Genomic DNA, 25,632 nt, shown 5'->3' with positions numbered 1-25,632 from the left:
CCAAGCACGCTCTGGCCCATGGGCCAAGGCGTAGGGCTTTAAGCCGCTCCAAGCAAGCCCGTTGCAATGAGGCGTTGTCCGCTCATCACGATAGCTACGCGCCGAACGTTTGCTGAATTTGCGAGGAAGATGCCTTCGTCATTGTGCCGGACTGCAAACGAGTATCTCCGGCGGTGCTAGTTGGAAGTGCTAGCTGCAGCCGAAGGCACCCTCCTTGTTGTAAATGGGACCGCGTCGACACCCACCGCCCCGTTGATGTCCAACAGGTGCGCCTGGATCGGTTCGGTCTCCAGTTCGAAAAACCTATCGACCGCTTCACTGGGCTTGCCGAGCGTCGATCCCTGCGCGGCACGATGCCCAGCAGTACGAGTGGCGTGCGGTGCGCGGCCAGTACGTCATCGCGCGCCGCATTCTTGGCCCCCATGAAGTCTTCGTTCGCGCCGACTCGGGCGATCGGCAGGATCTTGATTACCCCATCCTTGCCGCCAGGCTGGTGGACAAACGAGTTGCGGAATTGCCCGGCCCCTTCGACCGCTTCAGCGCGTCGCGGATCGCATTAACGTCGCCATCGGAAAATTCACCGGTCGCATGTAAGATGAAACCCGCGTGACTACCGTTCAGATAGTGCTTGCGACGAAACAGGGTGGCCGCTTCGTTGAGCAACGCCGATTGCAGCGCAGAAATATACCTTGGCACGGCGTATCTCTTGGTTGATGTCAGGCTGCATGATCTGGATGACGCTGCCGGACCGAAACTCAAACTCGGTCGCTAAATTTTCCACGAAGAAATACCGGCCTGACCACGATAGGCGTCGCTCGAAAGCGGACGAGCTGGTTTCTACCAAGGCAGGCTGTTGCGCCTCTCCCCGGAGTTTGGACTTCTCCGGGACAATGTAATTAAAATTCATCACTGAAAAAATCTTTTGAGATTGCATGCATCCTGCTTCGGATGAATCGCCAGTGATAATGCGCTAGCCACTAAAAAATCTGTTAAATCCGCCGATCTAAAGACGTTTCATGTAGTGTAAAATGTAAGATACGTCAGATGCATGTAAAATATACCGATTAACCGTTTACTCAGTAATAAGCTCGAAACCTTTGTGCGAGTCTATGATTTGTGCTGATAGATGTCGAGCAAAAGACAAGTTTGATAAATCAGCGAAAGCTAGCTTAATCAATAGTCGTAAAAACCGAATTTTGAAAAAACTCATAGCTTTAGTTTGGGTGGGCGCATTCCGACGCTGTCAATACTAGTCAATAGAAGCAAGGGCTTGACGGGAATGGCGATTCATGATTCGAATCGCATGTAAGTCGTGAGGGCAATTAGCCGCTGCGACTTGACGCAAATCACTTCCCAGTGAGGCAGGCAATGGGCGGCGAAAGTTGGCACGGACACATCAAATGGGTGCTGGAGCGCCGTGGCACTTCACTGTCGCAAATCGCCCGTGATCTGAGCGTCAGTCCCAGCACCGTCACCAGAGTTTCCAAAGGCCTCGTGCGCTCGCGCCGGGTCGAAGAGGCCATAGCCGCGGCGGCAGCCTTTACGCCTGCCCAGCTCTGGCCTGCGCATTATCCGCAGCCAACGATAGGAGAGCAGTGATGACGTAGCAGATGGTCGCGCCAACGCGCGGAAGCATTGCCAAGCTACGGAAATGAGAAGGCCCCGCCGGTTGCACCCAGCGAGGCCCATAGAAGATCAGAGACCTTACGAGCCCTGATCTCCTTCATTCCGTGAAACCTGTCAAGGTTCGGGGCCGCCCCGGATCATGTCCCCTCACGTCCATCGCATCTGATTGCGAGATGGAAGGAACGATCGATGACATTCAATGCCGCAGACCACGATCCTCTTCCGGAGCTATTGCTCAACTTGAATGGCGGCCCAACGCCGAAGTTCATCCGCGACAAACATAGCGACGCGCATCATGTGCGGATGATCCGGGCTGACGCTGGTGGCGCGCTGCGTACCTTCAACGGCGGGCTCGCTCATGAAAATGGATGGTTCACGAGTCGCAAGGCCAGACGCGTTCTTCACTGGCAGGGTGCGGCACAGTACGATTTCCTGACACGCGCCGAAGTGGAGTTCGCTGTGGTTCGCGTTGCATCAGAATCTGTGCGCTTTGAATTCACGCGGCGAGGCAAAAAGCAAGTTTACACCATAGACGTCGAATTGGTTGCATCTGATGGCACCGTCACGCTCATCGAGATCAAGCGAGACGAGCGTGACCTAGCCGACGCGGAGTACCGCGCTAAGTTGACGGCGGTTCACGAAATTTGTGATGAGCACGGCATTCGGTTTAAAATCGTTTTTCGTCATCAAATCTGGGACAGCCTCATTCATCGTCGTAATGTGACGCTGTTTTGTTCACGCAGGTTCGTGACGATCCTACCGGAGCATTTGGAGCGTCTGTACGCTCATGAACGGCAGGTGGGTAGGGATGCTACCTTCGGAAGCGCCGTCAGCGCGATCGCCCCTGACTGCCCCCGCACCGGCGAAGCCGTGCTTCAGGCAATGACGGTTGCTCGGCGTGTTGAAATGGATCTTACCCGTTTGCTTTTGGATACGACGCCGGTGACCATCCACTGAAGCGTCGATGTTTGCCCGGGATCCGATCTCCTCAATTGCCTGGGCAAAATTCAATTTCAATCCGATCCGCGCCTGTCGCCGGCATCATCTCGATGCCGACCGCCTCTGGCGCGTTCCGAAAGGGTAGCATTCCATGGCGCATATCCGCTTTTCCCCTGGCGCGATCGTCGATGTTCGCGGAGCCGAATATCATCCAGCCTATGCTCATGGCCGGGTCCAGCTTACCCATCTGATCACGGGCGATATCCTCAAGCACGAGCAAAAGGACGGATCGCTTGAATTGCCGACCGTCGAGCAATTCCAGCTTATGCAGCACTGTGGCGATGCCGTTACTCGAACGCCGCGTTCATCCGACAAAATTCGAAATTACAACGATAGCGCGGAATGGACCCGCGATCAGGCGGGTGCGATCTCTTCTCGCGCCTTGCGCATGGCGACCGCTTGCCAGATGCTAGACGAACGAGGCGTGCCGCAAGGCATCGGCGCTATCGAGGCCGCCCTCGACGACTGCTGGACGCCCGAGTTGGCTCATCGATTCGGTCAAAAACCTTCGGCGTCGTCGGTAAAGAATTGGCGAAAGAACCGCGGGAGCATCGGAAACCGCCATCCTCGTCATATGGTCCCGCTGTCCGGAAGGCGCATCGTGCGTTCACCAAACGGCAGCATCGACCAGCAGCTCCTCTGGACATGCGTGCTCGAGGGCAGGAAGGCGGGACGCAACGTCGCGGACATCTATGCCGATTACTCCTATTGGCTTAACCTGGTGAATGACGGACGCCACCCGTCCATCGACAAGCCTCACGAGCCCTTTGAGGTCTGCTCAGAGCGCACTGTGCGACGCCGTTTCAACGAACTAGAGTCGGACAAGACCTTGGCCACCTCCATAGAGGTAGAGGCCGTCAAGCAGGATTGGTCAGGAGCCGGCAAGCCGCTCGCGGCTGATTTCGTCATGCAGTATGTCATCGTGGATCACACCTGGCTTGACGTACATGTCGTATGTCCAGCGCTTCAGATGGTTCTTGGACGACCGTGGCTGACACTCGCTATCGACGTCAAAAGCCGTGCTATCGTTGGCCACCTGATCACCTTCCAAGATCCGTGCCGTTGGTCAGTCAGCGAGATATTACGGCGCATTGTGCTGCCCAAACGCCCCCCGCCGGCCATGGCAAGCCGGTATCCGGTTCTTGCCATGCTTTGCGGCAAGCCGGGCTGCCTGATCCTCGATAATGCCGTCGAATTTCGTAGCCACACGCTCGAAGCGGCAGCGCGGGACGCGGGATTTTCCGTGCGGTTCTGCCCGATCAAGCAGCCAACCTACCGAGCGATCGGCGAGCGTGCGATTAAAACCCTGAATGATCAGACAACCCGTCTGTTGCCAGGGCGAGCATTGACGCTGAACGATGCCAGACGTTGGGGTTACGATGCTGAAGCCCAAGCCATCGTCATGCTAGATGAGCTGGAGGCGATCGCGAACCAGATCATAGCATCGTACAATGTCGAGCCGCATGACGGCTTGGGTAGCCAGCAGCCCGCGCTTGTATTTGAACGTGATATTAATCGCTTCGGCATCAATGACTTTGCGGACTTCGCATCGTTTGCGCGCGACGTGATGGAGGTGCGCTCCGGCGCGCAGCTTTCCCCTTCCGGCATCCGTGCCTTCAACCTGCGCTATCATGACATCCAAGCGGTACCAGAACTGTTGCGGGACCTTGTGCCCATCGAGCCACGCCGTCAGCGGCGGAGTGATGCCACCGCGACTGTCGAGTTTCGCTACGATAGCATGGATATCAGTCGTATCTACGTCTGGAACCGTAAGACCCGGAAATATGTCGAACTGACGTGCGCCGATGAGAGGTACAGCAGCGGCATGCCCTTGTGGCTGCACGAGCAGATCGAACGCGAGGCGCAAAAGCAGGGGTTGGCGTTCAACACGCAGGAGGAGCGGATGAACGCCCGCGGGCATCTCATTGACGCTATCCGTAACATCAGCCCTGGCGACCTCGCAGCTTCACGAAAGCGCCTTTCCACCCTCATCGAAGTGCCACGCATACGGCAAGTCACGGGAAACATCGTCGATCTGGTTCACGCGACGCCCTCTTCGGTCACGCTTGGTGATTTCATTGCCAATGACCGCGCAAGATTAACCTCGCTCGATCAGGACATCCTGTCGTCACGACCTGATCCGCGCACCAAACCACCCAAATCGGCGCTTGAACGCCGCCGTGAGCACAGCATGCGGGGACAAAGCGAACCCGATACACCGGCTCGCGAGCGCCGGCTGCCCTTGAACAAGGGAGGCTACCAATGACCGATCGATCCCGCTCGGCACCTAAGCAGGAAACGCCCGCTAGCGCAGCCTCCCGCGTCGGTAAGGCTAAAGCAAGCTTCGACGCGATCCGCGTGGATTATCCACCTCAAACGGCTGTCATGGCAGCGCTCGACGAGATGCGCATCGCGGCGTTGGGTCGCTCAGAGCATGCTCCTTGCGGCGGGGCCATGCTTGTCGCACCGCATGGTTGCGGCAAAACCGAGTCCATCGTCGCCCTCCGCCGTATCCTCGAAGCATCGGCAGACGAGGGCTGCAAACCGCTGCTTCATGTCGAAACCGCAGGAGCCGGCACAACGGATTCTCTGCCGACCTCGATCCTGCAAGCGCTTGGAGCCGCCCGGCCCGATATCGGCACTGAGAAGGCGCGCTGGCCAAGAGCAATTGCTGAGATGCGGCGCTGCGGTGTGCAGATCGTTGTGTTTGATGAGTTCAATCGCGCCGCACGCCGACCTCGGATGAGCCGTCCTATAGCAACGGCAATCCGGGAGAAGATCATGGACGCAGGCGTCGCACCAGTGGCCTTCGTCGGTTCGGAAGATGCCGGATCGGTCCTGGCTCAGGTGCCGGAGCTGATGGAACGACTCGACGATGACATCGACCTCTCGCCACTGCGCTGGGACACGAGGGGTGACCGCGCGCTTTTTTTGAGCTTCCTCGTCGATCTCGACCAAGCAATGGTGAATGCAGGCATTCTGGCCTGCTTTTCGGCCCTCGCGGACGAGGCTATCGCGCGATCGCTTTGGGAGGCATCGGCGGGCCGGGTGCGGCGTATCTGCAAAATCGTCCGCGCTGCTATGGCTGCTGCCCTGCACGATGGACGAGCCTTCATCGATCGGAACGATCTGGCAGAGGCTGTCGATAGCTACTGCATCCCGCGCGGTTTCTGCCAGAGCAACCCGTTTGCCAAGCAGCCTGTGCAATGAGCACCGCTCGTTCGCCATGGCGTGTAACGCGCGTTCTTCCAATTATCGCAGGGGAATCGTTGGATGGCTATGTCGCGCGGATAGCGGCGGTTCATCACATGCCACGAATGGCGCAGATCACCGAGGTAACGGGTGACATTCAACCGAGCCGCCCCCACGCTTCCTTCTGCGACAATACGGGTTTGGAGATCCTTGCTGATTGTCTGGGGATCAGTCCTGAAACCACCCGGTTGCACTCGCCGTTATGGACGCCCGATACGAAGATGCTCAATCTTTGCGGTACGCTCGTGGCACGGGATTTTTTGCAATTCTCGTACAGGCGCTTCTCACCAAAAGCTTTGTCTATGTCCGCGCATCATCGTGCCTTGTGGCAAGTCCGCCAGCTCCCAATCTGCACTGAGACATGGGAGTATCTCGAAGATCTCTGTCCAAATCCGTCCTGCCGTCGCCGTCAGATTTGGCGACGTACAGCAGGGATTGAACTCTGCGACTACTGCGCAGAACCACTCGCGCGAGGGCTAGCGACGCCAGTGCCTGAGGGCTTACGTGATGGCCTTGAGAAGCTTGTGGGATTGATCCACCATGAATCAGACCGGCGGAGGATTACCCGGCGTCATCTTCCGCCGGGCTTAGCAGAATTGAGTGGTGGACATCTGCTCGAGCTCGCTTGTGTGCTGGCTCCCGTTGTCGATAGACGGTTGACCTCATTGTCCAACAGCAAATCTCTTTGCCTCGACAGCGCTCGCGACTTTATAGTTCCGGCCTTGGCAGCAACCTGGTCTTTTCTGGCTGGCTGGCCCGGCGCGATCGAGCAACATGTTGCAGAAAAGCTAAACCGTGGTAACAATGACAAGGGTGGCAGTACCCGCAAAGCCTTTTACAAAGTGCTTTGCGACTACAACGCGCCGAGATTGTCACCCGCTGTCCAAAAGGTGCTTTCCGAACTTGCTGATCGATGCCGAACCGCACGCTCACGTGGTTTGAGCATTGTCGAAATGACGAAACTGACAGGCGCGGACCGGCCAACCCTTTTGAAAATGCGCAAGGCCGGCAAGCTGCCTTACTTTCTAGCGCTTGACGGGATCAGGTTGCAGGTTCTCGTCAACCGAGAAGCCGTGGCGGCAATGCTCACCCTCAACAAGCCTCGCCTACGCCTAGTTCATGCCGCCGAGATGCTTGGAATGCCGACGTACGCTATCCGGGAATTGGCTCATCTCGGCTTGTTAACAGCTGCATCCGTACCGCCAGGCCGTGGAGACTATTTGCAGCTCGCCATATGTCGAGACAGCTTGGAGGCGTTCCGGGGCAAACTGTCTCACCTTTTAAGCCAGTCGCCAGAAAAGCACCCAATTAGGCTTGCAGAAGCAATGCGGGGGATTGGCGGGCGTCCGAAGCCATGGGCGAGAGTGCTCAAAGCGATTGCGGATGGCGACTTGCTGGCAAGCGCGGTTGATGGGGATGCTCCGTTGGCGCAACGTATCATGATTAGATCGGAGAAGGTCCTTTCGCTCGAACGTTTTCAGCATACCGGGGGCATGAATTGGAGCAGTTGCATGGTGACAAAAACGGACCTTGCTGAAATCATGAACATCAGCCCCCCGCATTTTAGTCGGCATTCGGAGTTCCTACTTGGACCCGGTCCCGCTTTTCGGGAGGTAACTATGGATATAGCTCGGCAATTAGCTCGAAGCTATATCACCACGAGCGAGATGAGCCGCAAGTTGCGTTTGTACCGGCGCGCAGTTGGCAATTTCGCCAGGATTCATGGAGTTAAACCTCAGGCATCGGGCTTGTTCAGCCGTACTGAGGCCGAACGGCTTATCCCAGGTCTCCTCGTCAGCTAACACTACGGTAGGAATTATAAAGGCGTGATCGATGCAGCCCATCGTTGCTTATGTTGATTTTCGCGACACGAAAACTGCTGCCGGCTATCGGAAAGATATGTATCGAAAACACCTGTTTGTCGTGCAGTCGTGATTACGACTAGGTTTTTCACACATTTGACCGCTGATGGAGACACTCCGCGCAGGTCGATATGAAGCCGACAGCTAAGCCGTTGCTTCCAGCTCACGTAAGCTGCGGCCGCGCGTCTCTCTACCTGAGCGTCCGATCAGTACCGCTGACAGCGTCATTGGTATGATCAACGCGATCGCCGCGCCCCCCATCGTCGGGATCAATCCAGCGAAGGCCCCCAGTTGGACAGCAACGCCACCAAATTTGCTACTACCCGCGATAAGCCCGGTAGCGCGTCCACGGACGCGTAATGCGTAGTTTTCGGCTGCATAGGGAAGTAGCACGGCGATTAATCCGTTTGTGCCAACCACCAGTAACGCGATCACTGCGATGAGCAGTGGTGGCCAAGCCAGGGTAGGCGCCGGCAGTAGGGCTCCGGCAAGCCCGGCGAGTGTGAGAAGCACAGTGCCGATCAGAGTGCGCTTGCTGCTCCAACGGCTGTAAAGGAAGGCCGCGATCATGATCGTGGGCAGGGCAACAAGTGCTGAGCTGGCGATAATGCCGCTTGCAATTTCGGCACTGAAGCCTCGATCTTGAAGATCCGAAGGCAGCCATAGCAACAAGCCGAAGTTGACGAAGCTCCAGGACAGGGCCGTGATCACCAGGGCGATGGTCAATTCGCGGTGGTGAGCCGCTGCGCTGCCAGCGTCCGCTGGGGCTGCTTGTGGCGCACGCCTGACGATGCCAAACTTTCGAGCCATGTCAGCTAGCTCGGCGTCCATACCCCGTTCCAACAGAAAGCGCGGGGACTCAGGAATCCACCTTGCCATCGCAAGCAGCAGCAAACCGGTGGGAAAGCCCTGCAGCCACAAGCTACGCCAGCCGAACAGGGGCTCGAACAGATGCGCGGCACCGCTCGCTGCGAGGTAGCCACCGACCAGTCCCGTGCCACCAACCAGCACAAGAACCCAGCTTCTGTGCCGTGGAGGCATGATCTCCGCCAACAGCGTGTAGACAACGGGCAGCATTCCGCCAGCCGAGCACCCCATCAGAAAACACATGACCAGGTTCCAGCTGTAGGAAGGCATAGCTCCGCAGATGGATGTCGAAACGAACAGGATCGTCGACAACAGGATCGACACACGCCGACCATAGATGTCCGCAAGCCACCCCCACAGAAACGAGCCAACTGTGGTCCCCGTAAGGGCAACGAACGGAAGCAGGGCAACGGTCGATTTGGCGAGCCCATACTCGCCACGCATGCCGGGGAGCACGAAGCCGAGCGTTGCTGGCTTCATAGTGTCGATGATGAGCCCGAGGGTAAGCACCAGCAGAACGGCAGCATGCGAGCGCGTCAGAGGGGTATCATCGGGCGCTTCATATGCGACGCCAACGCCTGCACTGTGATCAGGCCGTTTCTTGGGTAAAGCGCCAAAGATAGCTGCCGGCACGCCGATACCGATCAGCGCCATGCCCAGGTACATCCATCCGTCCATCGGCATACCCGACAGGTGATTGCCCATCGTATGGGCCATCGCGAGCATCGGTAGGTGAAGTGCAACCCCAACGCTGATCGCCGCACAGCCTGCCCAGAAGAGCGGCCAGCGCTCGCCGACAACCGAGTTTCCGCGGCTGCTACTGCCATTCGCCATTCATTTTCCCCCACCAGCAGTTGCGACATACGCCGCACGGCTTGCCAGCCGCAAGCAGAGCACCTGCCGGCGGGGCATGTTGCGGCTTATGGTTGCCGAATGGCTTTCAAGCCTGCGGCTCACCAAGCTGAGCGTCCATAAGTGGGCGTTTTCGACCGATCCCTTTTTCCGATCGGCGTTATGTTTTGGGAAGGGAAGTGCGGCAGTTTGAGTGCCGACTACAGTAATTATCAAACAGTGAAACAGCTTGATCACCGGGAGCCATGTCCTATCTAGAAAGAGCGGGCCGGGCCCCTCTGACAATTTCCCTCGGGTGATTGTGATGTCGGACCGCATCGGGTTATCTCGATATAGGCCTGGCCGCTTTGCCTCCTGTCGTCGTTGATGATCCGATCTTTCGATCACCGATTGAAAAGAGGCTCTGAGCATGGAAACCAACAGACTCGCCGAACTGCATCAGCAGTTGGACGAGCGCGCGCGTATCGCGATGGCGCGCCGAACTCCAATTTCTCCAATTCTGCTGCAATTAAAGCGCTTTGAGTTGCACCTGGAAGGTCGCTTGTGCGCACCACCGCGAGATACCTGCCCTCCTGATCGCTGATCCCGCCCCACGTCATCACGTTTGTCAGAGGTCCCCATGCCTGAGCTGCTCTCCTTATTATTCCTTGGTACGCCTGTCTGGATGTGGCTGGCATTTCTCGGCATCGTCGCAACGTTGCTGATCCTCGATCTGGGTGTCTTGCACCGCGGACAACGGGAAATTGGGGTACGCGAGAGCCTTGCATTGTCAGCAGGTTACATCACGCTGGGACTGGCGTTCGGCGGATGGATTTGGTGGTATATCGGGCCGACTGCCGGCCTTAACTACGTGACGGGCTTCGTCATCGAGAAGAGCCTTGCGATGGATAACGTGTTCATCATCGCCATGATCTTCGGCTACTTCGCCATCCCCCGCATCCACCAGCACCGTGTATTGTTCTGGGGCATCCTGGGTGTCATTGTCCTGCGTGCAGTGATGATCGGTTTTGGTGCGGCATTGGTCGATCGGTTCGAATGGGTATTATACGTCTTTGCGGCCTTTCTGGTTTTCACCGGTATCAAGATGTGGCTGACTGCAGACACGGAATATGACGTAGCCAGTTCGCCCGTTTTACGCTGGGTTCGCCAGCGCATGCCGGTTACCGACCAACTTCACGGGGAACGTTTCTGGGTGAAAGAGCAGGAGCCAGCGACGGGGCGCATGCGCCGGATCGCTACGCCGTTACTACTGGCTCTGGTCATGATCGAATGCGCTGACGTCATCTTTGCGGTCGATTCCGTGCCGGCCATCTTCGCGATCACAACGGATCCATTCATCGTCTACACGTCGAACATCTTTGCTATCCTTGGGTTACGCGCGCTCTATTTTGCGCTCGCCGCGATGGTCGACCGGTTCCATTACCTTAAATACGCCTTGGCCGCGTTGCTGGTATTTATCGGCTCGAAAATCTTCGTTGCCGACATGTTCGGGCTCGCCAAATTCCCGCCCGCAGCGTCGTTGGCGGTAACCTTTGCGATACTGGGTTGCGGCGTCGGCTGGTCCCTGTGGAAAACGCGAGCGGCTGCTTCGGCCTGAGTTTGAACGCGTCCGCCGGCATTGAAAGCGGACCGGTCATACGCTGTGGGTATAGCCGTACTCCATCTACCGGGACTGGCGTTTACGACGCGCGGGGATAAGGTGGCTGCTGACATGACCGACCGACCGTCATCAACGGGGCCGAAAAAAGGGATAAGGATGCGCTCCGCTCTAACCATCCTTGCGCTAGTCTCTGCTCAACCCTGCTTCGCGCAGACGGACCTGCGGCCGGCCCCCCCCGCAGGTCGGCCATTGGAGGCAGGCACTGCCGGATGGAGCATTACCGTTGGCGTCGCGCCAGTCCTGAGCCCTGCATGGCAAGGCTCGCGAGACATGGCCTTGTCGATATTCCCCGACTTGCGGATCAACTACAAGGACGTGATCTTTGCCTCAATTCCTGACGGTTTGGGCTGGAACGTGGTGAACCACGACGGGTGGAAGGCAGGACCTCTGGCCAAACTCCGCTTTGGGCGGGATGAGGAGCGCGGAGGATCGCCGTTCCTCATTACAGGCGGGAGTAACGCACTACGCGGCCTCGGCAACGTAGATGCAGCTGTTGAGGCGGGAGGCTTCGTCGAGAAACGGACTGGGCCATGGCGTGGACGGATCGAGGTTCGTCGCGGCTTCGGCGGGCATGACGGCGTTGTCGCCGACGGATCAGTTGCTTACCAGGCGCGCCGGGGACGGACCATCATCAACGTGGGGCCTCGCGCAACACTGGCAAGCCGCGAGTATATCGAGACGTATTTCGGCATCGATGCGCTCCAGTCGCAACGGTCCGGGCTCAGACCGTATTCTGCGTCAGGCGGACTATTGTCCTACGGTGTAGGCGGTACCGTAATTCGTCCCCTGAACCGGCGAAGCGCCATCACGCTTTTCACTGGCCTGGATCGACTAGGTCAGAACGCAGGCGATTCACCTCTCGTCCGCGAACGTGGGCGCCGGACCCAATTCACCCTAGGTCTCGGCTACGGATTTAGGTTCAACCTCTAATCGAACCAGACGCATATACCCTGCGCCGGTAGCCAGCGACCAAGCCTGAAATAACGAGGATCGCGGCAGCGCCGGTTGCTAAGGCAATAGGTCCGGAAGCCTGACCACCCGCCGCGAAGATAGCAGTAAGCGCCCAAACAAAGACGACTGCGTACGGTAGATTGCCACGTCCTCGGACCAGTACAGCGGCCGCGATGAGTCCGGCAGTCACGATCACCGCTGCACCGATCCCAGGAGCGGCTGCACCGCCCTCCACGCCGTGATACCTCAGGCTAGCCGCGATGTTTACGGTGGTAGCGACGGTCAACCATGCGGCGAGCGCGCTCAATGGAAGGTACGCACACCACCACTCAGTTTTCGACACCGTCGCATTCGCCAGGGCATGATAGGCAACGATCAGGCACGTCAGCGTGAAGGTAATGATCAGAACCGATACGAAGCTTAACCCGTAAAGCTGTGTGTAAGCAGCCCAGAGTCCGTTTCCCAAAAATGCGCCAGCTGCCGGCCAGCGCAGGTGATGAAGCAACGTATTTTGGCGCTGTGCGGGCATTGCCTGATAAACAGCAAACACCGTGGCTCCGAGGTAGAGCGCGCCCCAGATCGAGAATGCCCAGCCTGCCGGGGTTATCAAGGTTCGGACCGCCAGGGACCGGGATCCGATAGGCTCACCGATCCCAATCTGCGGTAAAAGAGGCGTCAGAATTTGAAGAGCTGCTGTCAGCAGCACCGCAAGATGCGGCAGATTTAACGAGGTCCGTTGGGATAAGGTATTCGTTGCCATTTTTCCACAACGGCCGATCGGCTTACGCGTTGCAATGTCACAAAGGACTTCCTCTCATTCACTGCTATCATTTCTAAACGGTCCTCGGGCGCCTGACATATTGTCATTTACCCGAGGCTTCAGTGGGACGACCCAGAGGCCTTTATCCACAATCCCGGTTGCGACGCGAAGACGGTATCTTATCGTGTTCTAAAGTGCGGAGGATAAGACGCAATATACCAGCACCGGCACGCCAACCAAAACGATCAAAAGTAACAGGTTGAGCTCCATAAGTCGGCTCAGCCAGTCCTTACCTTCATTTTGCCGGGCTTCGGCATCAGCCTTAGAATAGCCTTCTACGATTTCCAGATCGAATTTGTTCGAGAAAAAGCTTTGTGGTCGCATCCGCAGGAAAGGCTGAGGTGCTGAATTGGCAGTATGATGCTGATGGTCATCCTGACACAAATCATCGGATTTCGAGACTTGGTTTTCCACTACACGGTTTCCACTTATTCGAGATCATGGGTGCGCAGAACGCATCCCAAAGGTCAGATCGAATAAAGCCCGAACTCGAACGGCAATGGCCGCGAGCTCGGGCTAAGCGCGTGCGGCGAGTTGGCCGGCGTGGTCGCGGAAACGCTTATGTGTCGCAGGAGCGTACATGTCAGTAACATCGGGAACCCGTGTCCTAATGTCAACTCGTGCAAATCCATTCGCTCTCCTATTGACCTTGACCTGCGAAACCCTAGCTTGAAGGAGCGGGCCGGGCCCCTCTGGCGATCGTCTCAGGACGAACGTGATGTCGGACCGCATCGGGTTATCTCGATGTCTAGGCCTGGCCTGTTTGCCTGCTTTCATCGCGACTGATCCGATCGTTCAATCGTTGGTTGGAGAGCGGCTTTGCCTATATTTTCTCACAAGTTGACCCAGTTGCATGCCCGGCTGGATGAGCAGATCCGCGTCGAGATGAAGCGACGCATGCCCGATACCTTGCGGCTATTTCGGCTGAAGCGGTTGCGTCTCGACGTGAAGGACCGCCTGCACGCACGCGCCTTGCGGCCGGAGTTCAGCTGAACCGACACGCTGAACCATCGTTGTAGAATCATCGTCCGTAAGGATTGGCTTCACCGATCAGAATGGATCGGGATGGCAAAAGGAGAGCGAAAATGGCCTATCTTCTAACTGCCGGCTTGGTGCTTGCTGCTACCGGGGCGGCCCTTAGCATGACTGTCGATCATCAGAACCAGGTGGATCACCGCAGCGGTCCGGTCGCCGTCAAATATCGCGGCGACGTGGTCATCACCCATAAGCAGGTGGGCGCGGTTGCACCTGGCGGAAGACCGTCGTCGCTACGCTGCGACTGGGCGGCAAGTATGTCGGTGGCGCGACACGCGGTCGCGGCATCGGGTACCAAGCTGGTGCGCAGCATGAACAGCGAACCGGTGATTTCGGGCACCCGGCCCGGCTGGTGCGTTGCGAGCCATGGCGCGATCAAGAAGGAGGTCGCGACAAAGTCCGCGGACATGCAGCAGCATCTGGTAAAGCTGGCGCAGGAAGACGAGCAGATGCTGCGCGTCGAGCTCGACCGGATCCACAGTCCGCAGCGCGCTGGATGATCCGCCGCGTTCAATTGGCGGGCGTGCTCGGCGCCGTGAGCTGCGGCCTGATCACGCCCGCGTTTGCGCAGGATGCCGGGTCGGTAACCTTGGAGGTGATGAGCGAGGAGTAACGGCGCGGGCTGAGCTGGAGTGAGGGACGTGCCGCGCTGGGAGGCGATCTTCGCGTCTCACGCGGTCGGCTAGATGCATCGGCGCGCGCGGTGACGCTTCGGAACAGCGTGCGACACGGCGGTGCCGATGCGGTCGTCGACCTGTCAGTGGGAACCGGCTGGGATCTGGGTGCGGTGCGTATCCGCACCGACGCCACGGGCCACGCATTCGTGGGCGCGCGAGGGCGCATGGACTATGTCGAGGCCGGCGTATCGGCAAGCTATGCCTATGGTCCGCTCTACGCCACGGTCGGCGTGATCGGCGCGCCTTCGCAGCGCGCGATCGGCGGCAGCAACGTGCATGTCTATGCGAACGCCAATGCCGGTATTCCTGGTACGCCGTTCACAATACTCACCGAACTGGGCCATTCGTCCGGCAGCGTCAGCGACCCCGTAAGGGCGGAGCGTCTTCGTCCAGGCGGCAGTTACACCAACTGGCGGCTCGGCCTAGAACACCGCCGCGACCGCCTGACGATCGGCGTCGATTATGTCGGAACCGACATTTCCCGAACCGCTAACGCCACCGCAGACAGGTTTGCCGATCGGCGCAACGCCGGCGACAGAATCATAGGGCGCGTCCAGGTTTCGTTCTGACGATTACCGCGGTCAGCGAGTGCCAATTAACGCTGATGTGTACACGAACTGCCTCAACAGCACCGTCTGTATATGTTTGACAAACGGCCGGGGCTGTTGAAAATATTCTGACGTCGCGCTCCTGATCGTCTCGACCGGGATTGATTCCGAGAACGCCCTATCCGTCTCGATCATCGTTCGGTTGCGGGATTAGAAGTCGTGGATAGTAAGTTTTGCTGGCAAGCGATCTTGTTTGCTGCTGCCTTCAAGATATAGGGCTCATTGCTATTAAAGGGCCGTGACAAACTATCGGGAATAGCACGCAACGCGATTGCCGTTCGAAGGCAGCTATGAAGATGCGCGCCTACCAACGGTTGATCACCAGCATCCGCGACCGCCAAAGCTTCACAGATAATCGTTATTAGACGCTCGAGGTGCTGAGCGGTTGTTTCGCCATCCATCATTGCTTCAAAGCCTTGATCATTTTGGCGTACCCGGCAGCACGTTCCAGATGAGCGATGCGAGCTGAAACGTCGCTACTGGCTTCGGCCTGTTCTCGCGCGCGCGCTTCGTTACGAACAAGAGTGCTAAGATCGCTCGCGTTGGACACGTTTATGCTCCTATCAGGCGGGAGCGCTCCAGCGTCTCTCAGTCGCCGCCATGCCATTAGCGAGTCGCGGCGATGTACCGACTTTGCACATGCCGTTAACCCGATGCCAACCTCACTTATGCTACCGTCCCCCATGGTAAACATAACCGGCATAGTCGACGAGGTAGCGCGGCTGGACGCGCTTCGTGCTCTCGATATGCTCGACACTCCCCCTGAAGCCGAGTTCGATGCCATCGCTGCAGGGGCGCGGCATCTCTTTGGCTGCAAGTTCGCATTCGTTTCGTTAGTTGACGCGGACCGGCAGTGGTTCAAGGCAGCGTGCGGCCTTGAGGCTAGCGAGACACCACGAGATGTGTCTTTTTGCACCCATACTATCGCAGCCGACGATCTGCTCGTCATCGCGGACACGCGCGAAGACCCGCGCTTTGCAACCAATCCTATGGTGGTGGTAACACCCTTTGTGCGTTTCTATGCAGGCGTGCCGTTGCGAGTGACACCACCAGGAGGAGGTGCCGCGCTTCCGATCGGTACCTTGTGCGTGGCTGACGACAAACCGCAGGATCCGACCCGCGAAAAGCTGGAGATACTCGCCGGTATGGCGCGAGTCGTCGAAGCGCTGCTTGAGGCGCGCCGGACCAGCAAAGAGAACCTACAGCTAGCGCTTGATCGCCAGGAGGTCCTCGGTGACATGGCTCGCACGCATAGACTGCTCCAGCACGCCGAACGTATGGCAAGGATCGGGTCGTGGCGCCTCGAGCTTGACGGCGAACGAGTACACTGGTCGGATCAGACTTACGCGATCCACGGCTTGGAACCGGGCTCGCAAGCGCAGCTTGCCCTAGCAATGCAGTTCTACCCTGATGACGACCGTGCCAAGCTGGAAGCAGCGCTAGACCGCTGTGTGCGGCAAGGGACTGCATGGGATCTGGAGCTGAACTTCACCGATGCTCAGGGGCGGCCCCGTCGCGTGCGCACATTGGGTGAGATCGATGAGCGCGCCGGTAAGCGTGTCGCCGTCATGGGAGTGATCCAGGACATCACGGATCGGTACCAATTCGAGCGCCGCCTGGTTGCGGTAGCTCGAACCGACGAACTGACCGGCATACCAAGCCGACGCGCCTTTAACGAAGAATTGGAAGTTGCGCTCGATCGCGCCCGGGAAGGTGCACCGCTTGCTATCGCAATCATCGATCTGGATCGGTTCAAGGTCAACGACCGGCTTGGCCATGCGACCGGGGACAAGGTTTTGCAGGTGATGGCCGCCAAGCTGCAAGCAGTACAGTATCTGGGCGATCACTTCATCGCCCGACTTGGCGGGGACGAGTTCGTGCTGATCCTGCGCGGACGGCGTACGCAGGAAGAGCTCGTCCAAGACATCGCGCGATTGCTGGCGGATTTACGCTACGACGTACCTGACGACCGTAACGTTATAATGGTGTCCGCGACGATCGGAGCCTGTGCCTATGGTGCCAGCTATGTCGATCGGGCTTCGTTGCTCAAAGAGGCAGACGAGGCTCTGTACCGTGCGAAGCGGATGCAGCGAGGCACGGGCGCTATTGCAGGCAACAGCGCCCATATCCAAAAATTGGTTGGTGAGCCGCGTTAATCTGCTTTGACCCCGGCACCTGGTTGGCGAGAATAGGATTCAGGGATTTTGCATGTGACAATAGGCCGATAAGCACCGGACTGATGAAGATCCCCGTCTTGCTGGTATCCGGTGTCCTGTACTGGCTTTTCGTCTGCTGGGTGACAGGCGCGGCGGAACCCTGGGATGCCGACGCCTACTGGCGTCTCTGGTACCCCGCCTCGTTGGGCCTAGCTGCGCTAACAGGGGCAGCGTTCAAGACGAGGGGGTGGATGGCAGGATTCATCCTGACGTTTGCCCAGCTTCCTGTGATATGGCTCACCGCCGGGACTATCTCGCTCTGGGTAATCGGCCTGGCAATGTCCTGCGTCCTCGCTGTGCCGGCTGTCGCAATCTCAGGTTTTACCGGCTGGTTTGCCGCTCGCTCACGACCGTTGTGACAAGTCGCGAATGGATCCGCCTGTGCATCAGTAAAGATCATGGTAGGACCCGTTCGCCCGGGCTGGACGGTGCCCTTACCCGCCTTCCCACAAACGAACCGTTGAATGAGAAGGCCGCCCGCCCCGACCGATGTGTAAACGCTCACGCTTTCTGTCGGTGTTCTGACGCGCTCGTTGTCGTCCGTGTCTCGGCGCGCAGTAATTAGGAATGTCCGGGTTCGGAAGGAAACCGACCCGTCCGCTTTCGGGAAGGCGGGTGGCGATAGCCGACATTGGGCAGCTGCAGCCTTTCCCGAAAAGGAGGGTGAAGCGGGAAAACGTCCGCCGGCCCATTAACGGGCTGGCGGCTGCATAAGCTCTATCGTGATATGATCGGGGCCTGAAACGTAGGCAACCAACGTTCCCTTCCTTGGCCCACCCGCGATCGGCAACGGACTACCCTTCGCCTTCCATCCTGCTGCCTCGACGCGGGCAATAGCGACATGGATATCGTTTACGGCCAGAGCCAGGTGGGCCGCACCGATCGCCCCCGCGCTGTTGGGCACCGCACCGTTCTGGCGCCCTTTTGAATATTGCAACAGTTCGACGACATAGCCGTCCGGTGCCCTGACGATCGCCGTTTTGACATTAGGATTATCGACACCGGTCACCTGATGCAGGAAATCGCCCCCCATTTCCGATTGCCGCTCAAGTGTGAAACCGAGCGCTTCCGTCCAGAAGCGAACGGCTTCGTCTAAAGACGATACGGCGAAGCCTGTATGGTCCACGGCAATAACGTTTACGGCGTCTGTCATTACTTCACTCTTACTTGGCCGTGCTTGCGATGTCAGGACCTGCGCCGGCTTCAACCGACACCAACAGCATGGCGGACATGATCTTCATGGTGACGCTTTAACGCTTGAGCTTCTTCCCAAAAAGGAACTCATAGCGGGACAGTCGCCGGGGCGATCACGGCGAAAGCCGTCCAAGGCACTCCGTTTCCCAAAATCCGTTCCCGATTGCTCTTTCCCGAAATGGCCTGTTGGAGACGTAGAAACGGGAAAGATCGTGCCGGTTTCGGGAGCCCGGATCGCCATCCCCAACGTCCGCTAATGGGCGGCAACAACCAAGCTGCTACTGGGCGCCGACTGCCCGCCACACCCCGTCGCAAAACACAACCTTTCCGACAGGGCTATCGAACGACGTCAGGAACCTCGGGGTAAAGCGAGAACACGGATAATTTTGAGGGTGTCGGAAAACGGTATGTTTGCGGCAGGCTAGGATCGTCGTAGTGCCTAGTAGCCTGTCCGCAATCTCCTGTTTGTCGCATAATCGTAATTGCGACTGGGTTTTCCACATAGGTGCCCACGAACTGGCGTCATCGTTCAGACAGTGCGAAGGGCGGGAGACTCCCGTCCCAGCCAGCGCCTCGTTCAAGGGAAGCGACGCAGCAGGTCCCTTACAGTTATCGCTACGCTCAACACTCCGTCCTGAGTCATGCCGTGTTAAAAGCTGTAACTGCCGCGCATGAACACTGATCTACCGTTAAATCCGAAGGGGGAAACGGCGTTGTAAGGCTGGGTGCCGGCATTGTCGGCGCCATTGCTCCCGACCGCAACGCTAGAGACCGTTGAGGCGATATTCTCGTCCGGATAGATGTCGAAGACGTTCTGCGCTCCCACGCTCAGCTTAAGTGCACGGGTCGCCTGCCAGCCGACATCGATATCCGTCAGAATCTTGGCACCAAAGCGCTGGATGATGTCCGAGTTCGCCGCGCTACCTGTTGAGGGAATCAACCGAACGTCATAGCCCTGTACCAAAGCTGCGACTTGAGCCGGCGTACGATTGAGCAACGCTACCGTCGCGACGCGACCATACCGGGTGTTGGTGACAGACAACGTAAACGGCCCTCGCGCATAATTCAGATCCAGCGTGATCTTGTCGCGCGGTAGGCTGTCAGAGAAGCGGAGCTGCTGGGTGAGATCAAAGAGTGGCGTGGTGATGCCCAGCGCCGCGATCGGTGCCGGGGTGCCCGCGATCCTGTCGAACGTCGTCTTGTTATAATTACCCGCAAGCGTGGCCTTGATCCGGCTCCCGTCTCCGAAGCGGTGCCGATAGTTTATAACCAGATCGATGCCCTTGGTTTCCGTATCGACCGCGTTGGTCAGGAACGACAACGCAGCAAAGCCAGACTGCCCATTGGCGGCCAAATAGTTGGTCAGGCGCACGTCCTGAAAGGTCGATGAGATGGCGATGCGATCACGCACCTTGATCCGGTAGGCGTCGAGTGTCGCTGCGAAACCACCCGACTCAAAGACCGTGCCGATCGACAGGTTGCGTGACTGTTCAGGTTTCAGATCGGTCGCGCCTGCGAGCCGCGCCGCAGGATTGTCGACTGCCGCCACCCGCACGATCGCCTGGGCGCCGTTGAGGATCAGCGTATTCGATGCGTTATAGCCGGACTGTGCCAGCGCAGGCGCACGAAAGCCGGTGTTGTAAGAGCCTCGCAGCGCCAGCCCGCCGAACAGACCGAGCCGCCCGGCAGCCTTGAAATTCGTGGTGGTGCCAAAGTCGGAATAACGTTCGTGCCTGGCCGCACCTGACAGCAGCAGCCGGCCGAAAAACTGCTTTTCCACTTCGCCATACATCGCGACGCTGTCGCGAGTGATCGACGCACGATCATCGGGTCCGTTGCTTGGTCCGGGTTGCGAACCTATCGGCCCCGGACGACCGGCGTTGGGGCCATCCGGAATCAATACCCCGCCATTGCGATAGCCATCAGGCGCCCCCGAGAAAAGACGGTAGGCTTCCTCGCGATACTCGGCGCCGAAAGCCAGTCTGAACGGCTGATCGTCACCGACCGGGATCTCTCGTGTGAAATCGAGGTTCGAGGTCCACTGATAGAAGTCGCTCCCGCCACGGTAAAAGCGTGACGGGGAGGCAGCCCCCAAGGACACGTTGACGCTGTCGACGTAAGTCGTGCGGACGGTGCTGACGCCATAGACGGTCGACAGGTCCCAACCGAACCCCGCCAGGTCGTCTCCACGCAGACCGATCGCGGTGGAAATGTTCTCCAGCCTGGTGTCGAGGCCTGGGCTGTAACCGTCCGGGTAGAGCGCGCGTACCGTTTCGTCCTGTCCAGGACGGCGGAAGAAATACTGGATGTCGCCATCGAGGCGATTGTACCCACCAAAGCTGTAAAGTTCGGCCCCCCCTGGCAGGGGCGCGACGAGGTTGTAGAAGAGCTGGTAGTTTCGGTTTGGCTGATCGCCCTGCTGGAATACGTTCCGGTCGAACCCGGCTTCCCGCGGGTCAAGCGTCCCGTTCGATGGTGTCAGTCCAACACCGGAGCCATAGTTGCCAGAAGGCGCGACTGGCCGACCAGCGGCGTTCGTCCCGAAATACTGCTGCCGCGTATCTGCCCGCGCACGATTGGTGCCGTCCCGGTCTTGGTAAGCTGCGGTCAGGCGCAGGACGCCGTTCGCTCCGAGCGGGATGCCGGTGGAGGCGCTCGCCTCGTAGGTGTCACCGTCGCCCTTCGTGGTCTGCACATAGCCTGCCTGCGCGATGGTGCCGAGCGAGCGGTCGAGGATCATGTTGATGACCCCCGAGATCGCGTCCGAGCCGTATTGGGCGGCAGCACCATCGCGCAGCACTTCGATCCTCGACATGGCAAGGGTCGGGATGGCGTTGAAATCAACCGCGACGTCGCCGCGACCGATGCCGTTGCTCGAATTGAGGTCGGCCGTGGTGTGGCGACGTTTGCCATTGATCAGCACGAGCAGTTCGCCGGCCCCTAGTCCGCGCAGGGACGGTGGCTGGATGAAATCGCCGACACCTGATGCCAGCGGTCGCGGAGCGCTGAAGCTCGGCACCTGAACCTTCAGCATCTGGATGAGATCGACACGCCCGCTCTGTTGCAGCGCCTCGCGCGATATGGCGTCTACCGGCGTCGACGATTGCGTTGCCGTGCGGCCACCAAAACGACTGCCGGTAACGATGATCTCGCCGGCCTCATCGTCGTCTTCGACTGCGTCGGCTTCCCGAACGACCTCCTGCGCCAACACAGGCATCGGCATCGCAGCGGTGGCGGCAAGCGCTATCGCGAATGATCGCATGTAGATCCCCTTAGGTGATGTTATCTTATTATGTTTGGGGAATTGCTGGTGGCCGCTTTTTTGAAGAGCGGAAGGCCTGGTAGCGCCGGGTTAGCGATCACCGCCGTGGAGGGGCGGTATCGTCACTGGTCGGCAGCCTCGCCTGATCCACCCGCAGCATTTATTCGAGTGGTAAAGCTCGGCGCCCGGCCAAAGTCGGCTCTGCCAAACGGCCGGTCGCGAAACAGATACCCGTAGTAGAAATTGCGCAGCCTGGCGTGGAAGGCACGCACTCGGTCCCGATATGCCAGCTGTGCGCGAACGTCGGTGTCAGCCAGCCGTGTCAGCAAAGCCTGTACTCCCACCGAAGGCAGCACCCACCCAAGCATGCGCGCAGCGGCATCGCGGCGTTCCAACCCGCTTCGATAAGCACGGACCTTGGTCGCGACGCTTTCATCCCCGACCTGATGGAATGCGAAATACCATTTGTAATGAAAGGTGGATCCGAGCGGGGCGGAGTCCGCCCATTCGGGATGACCGGCATAGAAGCGGCGCATTGTCGTTTCGCGGGGAATGTCCCAGGCGCGGTTGACCATCTCGCGCTGGGCCAGCGCGATCTCTGCGCCCTGACCGATCGGCACGGCCCGGTTGATTGCGACGTGCGCCAGTGTCGGCAGGACTAGCACCAGTACAAGCCAGCACGCTGCGAGCGTTGCAGCGTTTGCGACCGAGCTCCAGCGGAGTCTTGCGACCAGTGCGGCGAGCGCCATCCAGAACAGGAGATAGGCGAGGATCACGGCGAGAACCGCCAGGATGGCTGCGCCCCCAACGCCGGACGCGACCGCGGCAACGAGGAAGGGCACGGCAAGCGCCGCCCATAACAGCGCGATACGCAACAGCATACGTCGCCGCAGCAGCGTTGCGCCACCCCGCGGTAGGGCATCCAGCATTCGCAGCCGCCCCGCCTCGCGTTCTCCGGACGTCAGATCGTGGAACAACGCCACGACGAACAGCGGCGCGAGGAAGACGAGCACGAACGCGAAATCGAACCGGCCCGGCAGAGCGAGCTCAGGATTGAAGACGTCGCCGTCATAGATTTGTGCTTCCAATCCCAAAGCCCGGACGCGCAAAATATAGGGCGTGACGTCGCGCATCCCGATTGCGGCGAAGGCCAGCGGGGAGGGTGCGTCCCAGGTTGGGTGGAAGCTGTAATAGCCCGCACTGCCCGCGTCCTTGGTCCGATCGACATAGTCGGCAACGGCCGCGATATCTTCGGACTGCGCGGCCGGGATCGCGGCGATCGCGGTACGCTGCCGGGAAGTTTCCACCATGCCCGCGGTGACAGAAGCGGCAGTGAGTATGGCCAGCAGGATCAGTGCCGCGACGCTTAGTCGCGCACGGAGCAGCAGGCGCAGTTCATGCATCCACAGCGTCATTGACGGGCTCCTAGACGACGGGTCACCCGTGTGAGCAGCATTGTGGCTACCGCCAGCCACAGTCCCAGAATAATGATCCCGGGCAGTGCTGCGGTCGCGAGCGCCGCGGCGCTTGGCGCAACGAAGGCGAAATCAGGCATATGTTGCCAATTGTCCGCTGCGATCCGCTTGCGGCGATCGGCACCCGCATCCTCGGCTATATCGTCGGCGTAGCTGACGTTCTTCGCCTCCATCCGGTTGAGACGTTGCACAAGGGCGTAGCGATACGCCTCCGCCTGTTCGAGGAAGCGGCGATGTCCGGCAAAGTCGGTGTTCGCCGCGGCCATCGACAGCGCGCGGATCGCGATCGTTGGGCTCAGCACACCGATCGCATCGACCAACCGGTTCTGAGCGGTCTGCGCCGCGAAGCTGGCACCTGCATAGCGATCGAACAGGCCGGACGTCAGCCGCTCCCCCTCCATCGCGAGCAGTCCTTTGTAGTTCACCGGCAGATCCTCGACCCGGGTTACGCCGTAGCGCTGCAGGACAGACTGCTTGAAGGCTGCCAGATGCGGATCATCGGGATTGTGACTGTCGCCCAGCTGGCGCAGGTCGCGCGCGATGGCGACATCGGTCTGAAGACGGTTCTGGAGCGGCACCGCGGCCCCCGCAATGTCGGGGGCGATGCGCGGCAGCAGCACGACCGCGACCGTCCATATTGCCAGCAGTGCAAGGAGGGCATCACGCCCGCGCCGGGCAAACCCCGACGCGAGCAGGATCAGGACGACCCACAACGCAAGATACAGCGCATAGCCAAGCCCGATAGCCGCCATTGGCAACGCCAGCGTGCCGGGTTGCGCGACGACTGCAACAAAACCGATCATCGCCGGTAATCCGACGATCAAGGCCACGATCCCGAGCGCGGCAAGCTTGCCACGCACCAGCTGTCCGCGCGAGACACCCTGCAGCATCAGTAATCGCAGTGTTCCCCGTTCGGTTTCGCGCGCCAGCACGCCGAAGCCCAGGAAGATCAGCAGTAATGGGGCGACTACCTGGAGGACGAAGGCGGGGGTGAGTTGCCCAAAACGGACCAGCAAGGAGCTTTGCCGCACGTCGCCAAAATTGGCGCTGTTCTGGCGGTGGCCTTCGAGGAACATGCTGTTGCCCGTATAGGCGTCGACACCGGGATCGAACGCGGCCAACGCCCCCAGCGGGCGATAGATGAAGGTGCCGTAATGGACCATGCGGTGCGGGTGGCGATCAGGTTGAGCCTTGAACGCCGCAGCGGCCACCTGCTGATGCCTCGTGCGCAGCTCGGCAATGCCGCGTTGGTGCGACCATGAACTGAGTACAGCCGCCAGGGTCAGCAGGACGAGCAGAACAAGCGCGATCACCGCCACGCGGTTGCGTGCCATCAACCGAAGTTCGTCACGCGCGATTAGGTGTGTCGCACTCACGCCGCACGGGTCCCTACGCCGACTTGGAATCGCGCGTGCAGGGCGCGAATGTCAAATCTTTCGGACCCGGTGGCCGCGACATCCTCGACGATCCGGCCCTGTTCAAGGAAGGCGATGCGGTCGGCGACATCGGCGGCAGATAAGAGGTCGTGCGTTACCATCAGCACTGCGGTGCCACGGTCGCGCACTTTCAGGAGCAGCGCGTTGAAGTCGGCGGTTGCGCGCGGGTCAAGACCAGAGGTCGGCTCGTCGAGCAGCAGCACCGGCACTTCGCGCAGCAGCGCCACTGCAATCGCGACCTTCTGCCGCATACCCTTGGAAAAGCCGCCCAGCCGCTGGTCCCACGCCCGGTCCTGCAACCCGGCAGCTGCCAGCGCGTCGGTGATCGTTCCCCGATCCTGACGTTGATCGGCAAGTGCCAGCAGGTAATCGGCATTCTCAACCGCGCTCAGATGCTCGTACAGCGCGACGTTCTCGGGGAGATAGGCAATGCGTCGGCGTGCAGCGTCAGCGTCAGCACCTGGATCGATGCCGCAGACCGCGATCTGTCCCGCATCGGCGCGCACAAAGCCAAGCAGAGCGGACAAGGTGGTCGACTTGCCCGCTCCGTTGCCACCCAGCAAGGCCGTGATGCTGCTGGCGGGAACAGTCAGCGATAGACCGTCAAGAACGCGATGGTTGCCGTAGGCAAGCGCCAGTTCGTGGATAGCGATAGGGTTACCGTTATTATCGGGCATTGGCCTCAATCTGCATGCGTCATGATATAGCGTATCATACGGCGTTGTTACCGCGTTGCAACATCGCATGGTGAGAAAGGGCGCTGGGAGCGCGCGACACGCGGGTCGGCGCTTCTGACGACTATCCCTTGTTGAACTATTCGTTCGACAGGTTCTTCATCGC

Annotated in this window: 25 protein-coding genes; 14 read left to right on the top strand and 11 right to left on the bottom strand. The window is 59.3% G+C overall.

Going from position 1 to position 25,632, the window contains the following annotated elements; translation table 11 throughout:
* Window positions 1-379: 379 nt before the first annotated feature.
* A complete protein-coding gene (locus NEF64_RS00805; protein ID WP_252574519.1) occupies window positions 380-610 on the top strand; it encodes a hypothetical protein in 231 nt (76 codons plus the stop codon).
* On the opposite strand, the gene NEF64_RS00800 is transcribed toward NEF64_RS00805, so the two are convergent.
* The gene (locus tag NEF64_RS00800; protein WP_252574516.1) at window positions 611-934 is read right to left on the bottom strand and encodes a phage portal family protein; all 324 of its coding nucleotides are present in this window, start codon (window positions 932-934) and stop codon (window positions 611-613) included.
* Window positions 935-1,368: 434 nt separating this feature from the next.
* Between NEF64_RS00800 and NEF64_RS19335 the strand changes: the two genes are divergently transcribed.
* From NEF64_RS19335 to NEF64_RS00780, 5 genes are all read left to right on the top strand, one after another.
* Entirely contained in the window at window positions 1,369-1,599 is a 231-nt protein-coding gene (locus NEF64_RS19335; protein ID WP_353445673.1) for a helix-turn-helix domain-containing protein, read from the top strand.
* A gap of 216 nt (window positions 1,600-1,815) precedes the next feature.
* Window positions 1,816-2,583 (top strand): TnsA endonuclease N-terminal domain-containing protein, encoded by a 768-nt coding sequence (locus NEF64_RS00795; RefSeq protein WP_252574513.1) that lies wholly within the window; start codon window positions 1,816-1,818, stop codon window positions 2,581-2,583.
* Between the two features lie 133 nt (window positions 2,584-2,716).
* Window positions 2,717-4,891 (top strand): transposase family protein, encoded by a 2,175-nt coding sequence (locus NEF64_RS00790; protein WP_252574510.1) that lies wholly within the window; start codon window positions 2,717-2,719, stop codon window positions 4,889-4,891.
* Complete coding sequence (locus NEF64_RS00785) at window positions 4,888-5,835, top strand: TniB family NTP-binding protein (protein WP_252574507.1); 948 nt, start codon at window positions 4,888-4,890, stop codon at window positions 5,833-5,835. Before NEF64_RS00790 ends, NEF64_RS00785 begins: the two co-directional genes overlap by 4 nt.
* Window positions 5,836-5,894: 59 nt before the next feature.
* Window positions 5,895-7,679 carry a hypothetical protein gene (locus NEF64_RS00780; RefSeq protein WP_252574504.1) on the top strand — a complete coding sequence of 595 codons (1,785 nt, stop codon included), beginning with the start codon at window positions 5,895-5,897 and terminating at the stop codon, window positions 7,677-7,679.
* A 204-nt stretch (window positions 7,680-7,883) separates the two neighbouring features.
* Here the strand turns inward: NEF64_RS00780 and NEF64_RS00775 are convergent, their stop codons facing one another.
* Window positions 7,884-9,323, bottom strand: coding sequence for an MFS transporter (locus tag NEF64_RS00775; RefSeq protein WP_252574501.1), 1,440 nt, complete (start codon window positions 9,321-9,323; stop codon window positions 7,884-7,886).
* Window positions 9,324-9,440: 117 nt separating this feature from the next.
* Window positions 9,441-9,695, bottom strand: a complete 255-nt coding sequence (locus tag NEF64_RS00770) for a hypothetical protein (RefSeq protein ID WP_252574498.1) — start codon at window positions 9,693-9,695, stop codon at window positions 9,441-9,443.
* Between the two features lie 172 nt (window positions 9,696-9,867).
* Between NEF64_RS00770 and NEF64_RS00765 the strand changes: the two genes are divergently transcribed.
* From NEF64_RS00765 to NEF64_RS00755, 3 genes are all read left to right on the top strand, one after another.
* Window positions 9,868-10,041 carry a hypothetical protein gene (locus tag NEF64_RS00765; protein ID WP_156348069.1) on the top strand — a complete coding sequence of 58 codons (174 nt, stop codon included), beginning with the start codon at window positions 9,868-9,870 and terminating at the stop codon, window positions 10,039-10,041.
* Between the two features lie 36 nt (window positions 10,042-10,077).
* The gene (locus NEF64_RS00760) at window positions 10,078-11,055 is read left to right on the top strand and encodes a TerC family protein (protein ID WP_252574495.1); all 978 of its coding nucleotides are present in this window, start codon (window positions 10,078-10,080) and stop codon (window positions 11,053-11,055) included.
* Between the two features lie 114 nt (window positions 11,056-11,169).
* The gene (locus tag NEF64_RS00755; RefSeq protein WP_338112124.1) at window positions 11,170-12,048 is read left to right on the top strand and encodes a MipA/OmpV family protein; all 879 of its coding nucleotides are present in this window, start codon (window positions 11,170-11,172) and stop codon (window positions 12,046-12,048) included.
* On the opposite strand, the gene NEF64_RS00750 is transcribed toward NEF64_RS00755, so the two are convergent.
* Both NEF64_RS00750 and NEF64_RS00745 read right to left on the bottom strand, forming a co-directional pair.
* Window positions 12,038-12,829 (bottom strand): hypothetical protein, encoded by a 792-nt coding sequence (locus NEF64_RS00750; protein ID WP_252574489.1) that lies wholly within the window; start codon window positions 12,827-12,829, stop codon window positions 12,038-12,040. The genes NEF64_RS00755 and NEF64_RS00750 overlap by 11 nt on opposite strands.
* A 189-nt stretch (window positions 12,830-13,018) precedes the next feature.
* Window positions 13,019-13,303, bottom strand: a complete 285-nt coding sequence (locus tag NEF64_RS00745) for a hypothetical protein (RefSeq protein WP_252574486.1) — start codon at window positions 13,301-13,303, stop codon at window positions 13,019-13,021.
* 426 nt (window positions 13,304-13,729) lie between these two features.
* On the opposite strand from NEF64_RS00745, the gene NEF64_RS00740 reads away from it, so the two are divergent.
* From NEF64_RS00740 to NEF64_RS00730, 3 genes are all read left to right on the top strand, one after another.
* Complete coding sequence (locus NEF64_RS00740) at window positions 13,730-13,882, top strand: DUF465 domain-containing protein (protein WP_327196655.1); 153 nt, start codon at window positions 13,730-13,732, stop codon at window positions 13,880-13,882.
* Window positions 13,883-14,031: 149 nt separating this feature from the next.
* Window positions 14,032-14,424, top strand: a complete 393-nt coding sequence (locus tag NEF64_RS00735; protein ID WP_252574482.1) for a hypothetical protein — start codon at window positions 14,032-14,034, stop codon at window positions 14,422-14,424.
* 122 nt (window positions 14,425-14,546) lie between these two features.
* A complete protein-coding gene (locus NEF64_RS00730) occupies window positions 14,547-15,170 on the top strand; it encodes a TorF family putative porin (RefSeq protein WP_261362623.1) in 624 nt (207 codons plus the stop codon).
* A 439-nt stretch (window positions 15,171-15,609) separates the two neighbouring features.
* Here the strand turns inward: NEF64_RS00730 and NEF64_RS00725 are convergent, their stop codons facing one another.
* The gene (locus NEF64_RS00725; RefSeq protein ID WP_167396680.1) at window positions 15,610-15,759 is read right to left on the bottom strand and encodes a hypothetical protein; all 150 of its coding nucleotides are present in this window, start codon (window positions 15,757-15,759) and stop codon (window positions 15,610-15,612) included.
* A gap of 133 nt (window positions 15,760-15,892) precedes the next feature.
* Here NEF64_RS00725 and NEF64_RS00720 point away from each other — a divergent pair, with 133 nt between their 5' ends.
* Window positions 15,893-17,365 (top strand): sensor domain-containing diguanylate cyclase, encoded by a 1,473-nt coding sequence (locus NEF64_RS00720; protein WP_252574479.1) that lies wholly within the window; start codon window positions 15,893-15,895, stop codon window positions 17,363-17,365.
* Between the two features lie 83 nt (window positions 17,366-17,448).
* A complete protein-coding gene (locus tag NEF64_RS00715) occupies window positions 17,449-17,784 on the top strand; it encodes a hypothetical protein (RefSeq protein WP_056678304.1) in 336 nt (111 codons plus the stop codon).
* A gap of 332 nt (window positions 17,785-18,116) precedes the next feature.
* Here NEF64_RS00715 and NEF64_RS00710 read toward each other — a convergent pair whose 3' ends face one another.
* From NEF64_RS00710 to NEF64_RS00690, 5 genes are all read right to left on the bottom strand, one after another.
* The gene (locus NEF64_RS00710) at window positions 18,117-18,578 is read right to left on the bottom strand and encodes a VOC family protein (RefSeq protein WP_056476522.1); all 462 of its coding nucleotides are present in this window, start codon (window positions 18,576-18,578) and stop codon (window positions 18,117-18,119) included.
* Between the two features lie 690 nt (window positions 18,579-19,268).
* On the bottom strand, window positions 19,269-21,881 hold the full coding sequence (locus NEF64_RS00705) for a TonB-dependent receptor plug domain-containing protein (RefSeq protein ID WP_252574466.1): 2,613 nt from the start codon (window positions 21,879-21,881) through the stop codon (window positions 19,269-19,271).
* 122 nt (window positions 21,882-22,003) lie between these two features.
* On the bottom strand, window positions 22,004-23,296 hold the full coding sequence (locus NEF64_RS00700) for a DUF3526 domain-containing protein (RefSeq protein WP_252574464.1): 1,293 nt from the start codon (window positions 23,294-23,296) through the stop codon (window positions 22,004-22,006).
* Window positions 23,293-24,732 (bottom strand): ABC transporter permease, encoded by a 1,440-nt coding sequence (locus tag NEF64_RS00695; RefSeq protein WP_252574461.1) that lies wholly within the window; start codon window positions 24,730-24,732, stop codon window positions 23,293-23,295. Before NEF64_RS00695 ends, NEF64_RS00700 begins: the two co-directional genes overlap by 4 nt.
* Window positions 24,729-25,469: an ABC transporter ATP-binding protein gene (locus NEF64_RS00690; RefSeq protein WP_252574459.1), complete on the bottom strand. Its 741-nt coding sequence runs from the start codon at window positions 25,467-25,469 to the stop codon at window positions 24,729-24,731. The genes NEF64_RS00695 and NEF64_RS00690 overlap by 4 nt, the downstream gene beginning before the upstream one ends.
* Window positions 25,470-25,632 lie beyond the last annotated feature (163 nt).

This window comes from Sphingomonas aerolata, assembly GCF_023935825.1.
In the GTDB taxonomy this organism is placed as follows: Bacteria; Pseudomonadota; Alphaproteobacteria; order Sphingomonadales; family Sphingomonadaceae; genus Sphingomonas; species Sphingomonas aerolata.
Note: the sequence above shows the minus strand (reverse complement) of the source record. Positions and strands in the feature narration are given on the sequence as shown.

Bases quoted from the DNA above. Each gene is read 5' to 3' on its own strand.
- NEF64_RS00800 (WP_252574516.1), bottom strand. From the start codon at position 934: ATGCAATCTCAAAAGATTTTTTCAGTGATGAATTTTAATTACATTGTC.
- NEF64_RS19335 (WP_353445673.1), top strand. From the start codon at position 1,369: ATGGGCGGCGAAAGTTGGCACGGACACATCAAATGGGTGCTGGAGCGC.
- NEF64_RS00795 (WP_252574513.1), top strand. From the start codon at position 1,816: ATGACATTCAATGCCGCAGACCACGATCCTCTTCCGGAGCTATTGCTC.
- NEF64_RS00790 (WP_252574510.1), top strand. From the start codon at position 2,717: ATGGCGCATATCCGCTTTTCCCCTGGCGCGATCGTCGATGTTCGCGGA.
- NEF64_RS00785 (WP_252574507.1), top strand. From the start codon at position 4,888: ATGACCGATCGATCCCGCTCGGCACCTAAGCAGGAAACGCCCGCTAGC.
- NEF64_RS00775 (WP_252574501.1), bottom strand. From the start codon at position 9,323: ATGGCCCATACGATGGGCAATCACCTGTCGGGTATGCCGATGGACGGA.
- NEF64_RS00765 (WP_156348069.1), top strand. From the start codon at position 9,868: ATGGAAACCAACAGACTCGCCGAACTGCATCAGCAGTTGGACGAGCGC.
- NEF64_RS00760 (WP_252574495.1), top strand. From the start codon at position 10,078: ATGCCTGAGCTGCTCTCCTTATTATTCCTTGGTACGCCTGTCTGGATG.
- NEF64_RS00755 (WP_338112124.1), top strand. From the start codon at position 11,170: ATGACCGACCGACCGTCATCAACGGGGCCGAAAAAAGGGATAAGGATG.
- NEF64_RS00750 (WP_252574489.1), bottom strand. From the start codon at position 12,829: ATGGCAACGAATACCTTATCCCAACGGACCTCGTTAAATCTGCCGCAT.
- NEF64_RS00735 (WP_252574482.1), top strand. From the start codon at position 14,032: ATGACTGTCGATCATCAGAACCAGGTGGATCACCGCAGCGGTCCGGTC.
- NEF64_RS00720 (WP_252574479.1), top strand. From the start codon at position 15,893: ATGGTAAACATAACCGGCATAGTCGACGAGGTAGCGCGGCTGGACGCG.
- NEF64_RS00715 (WP_056678304.1), top strand. From the start codon at position 17,449: ATGAAGATCCCCGTCTTGCTGGTATCCGGTGTCCTGTACTGGCTTTTC.
- NEF64_RS00710 (WP_056476522.1), bottom strand. From the start codon at position 18,578: ATGACAGACGCCGTAAACGTTATTGCCGTGGACCATACAGGCTTCGCC.
- NEF64_RS00705 (WP_252574466.1), bottom strand. From the start codon at position 21,881: ATGCGATCATTCGCGATAGCGCTTGCCGCCACCGCTGCGATGCCGATG.
- NEF64_RS00700 (WP_252574464.1), bottom strand. From the start codon at position 23,296: ATGACGCTGTGGATGCATGAACTGCGCCTGCTGCTCCGTGCGCGACTA.
- NEF64_RS00690 (WP_252574459.1), bottom strand. From the start codon at position 25,469: ATGCCCGATAATAACGGTAACCCTATCGCTATCCACGAACTGGCGCTT.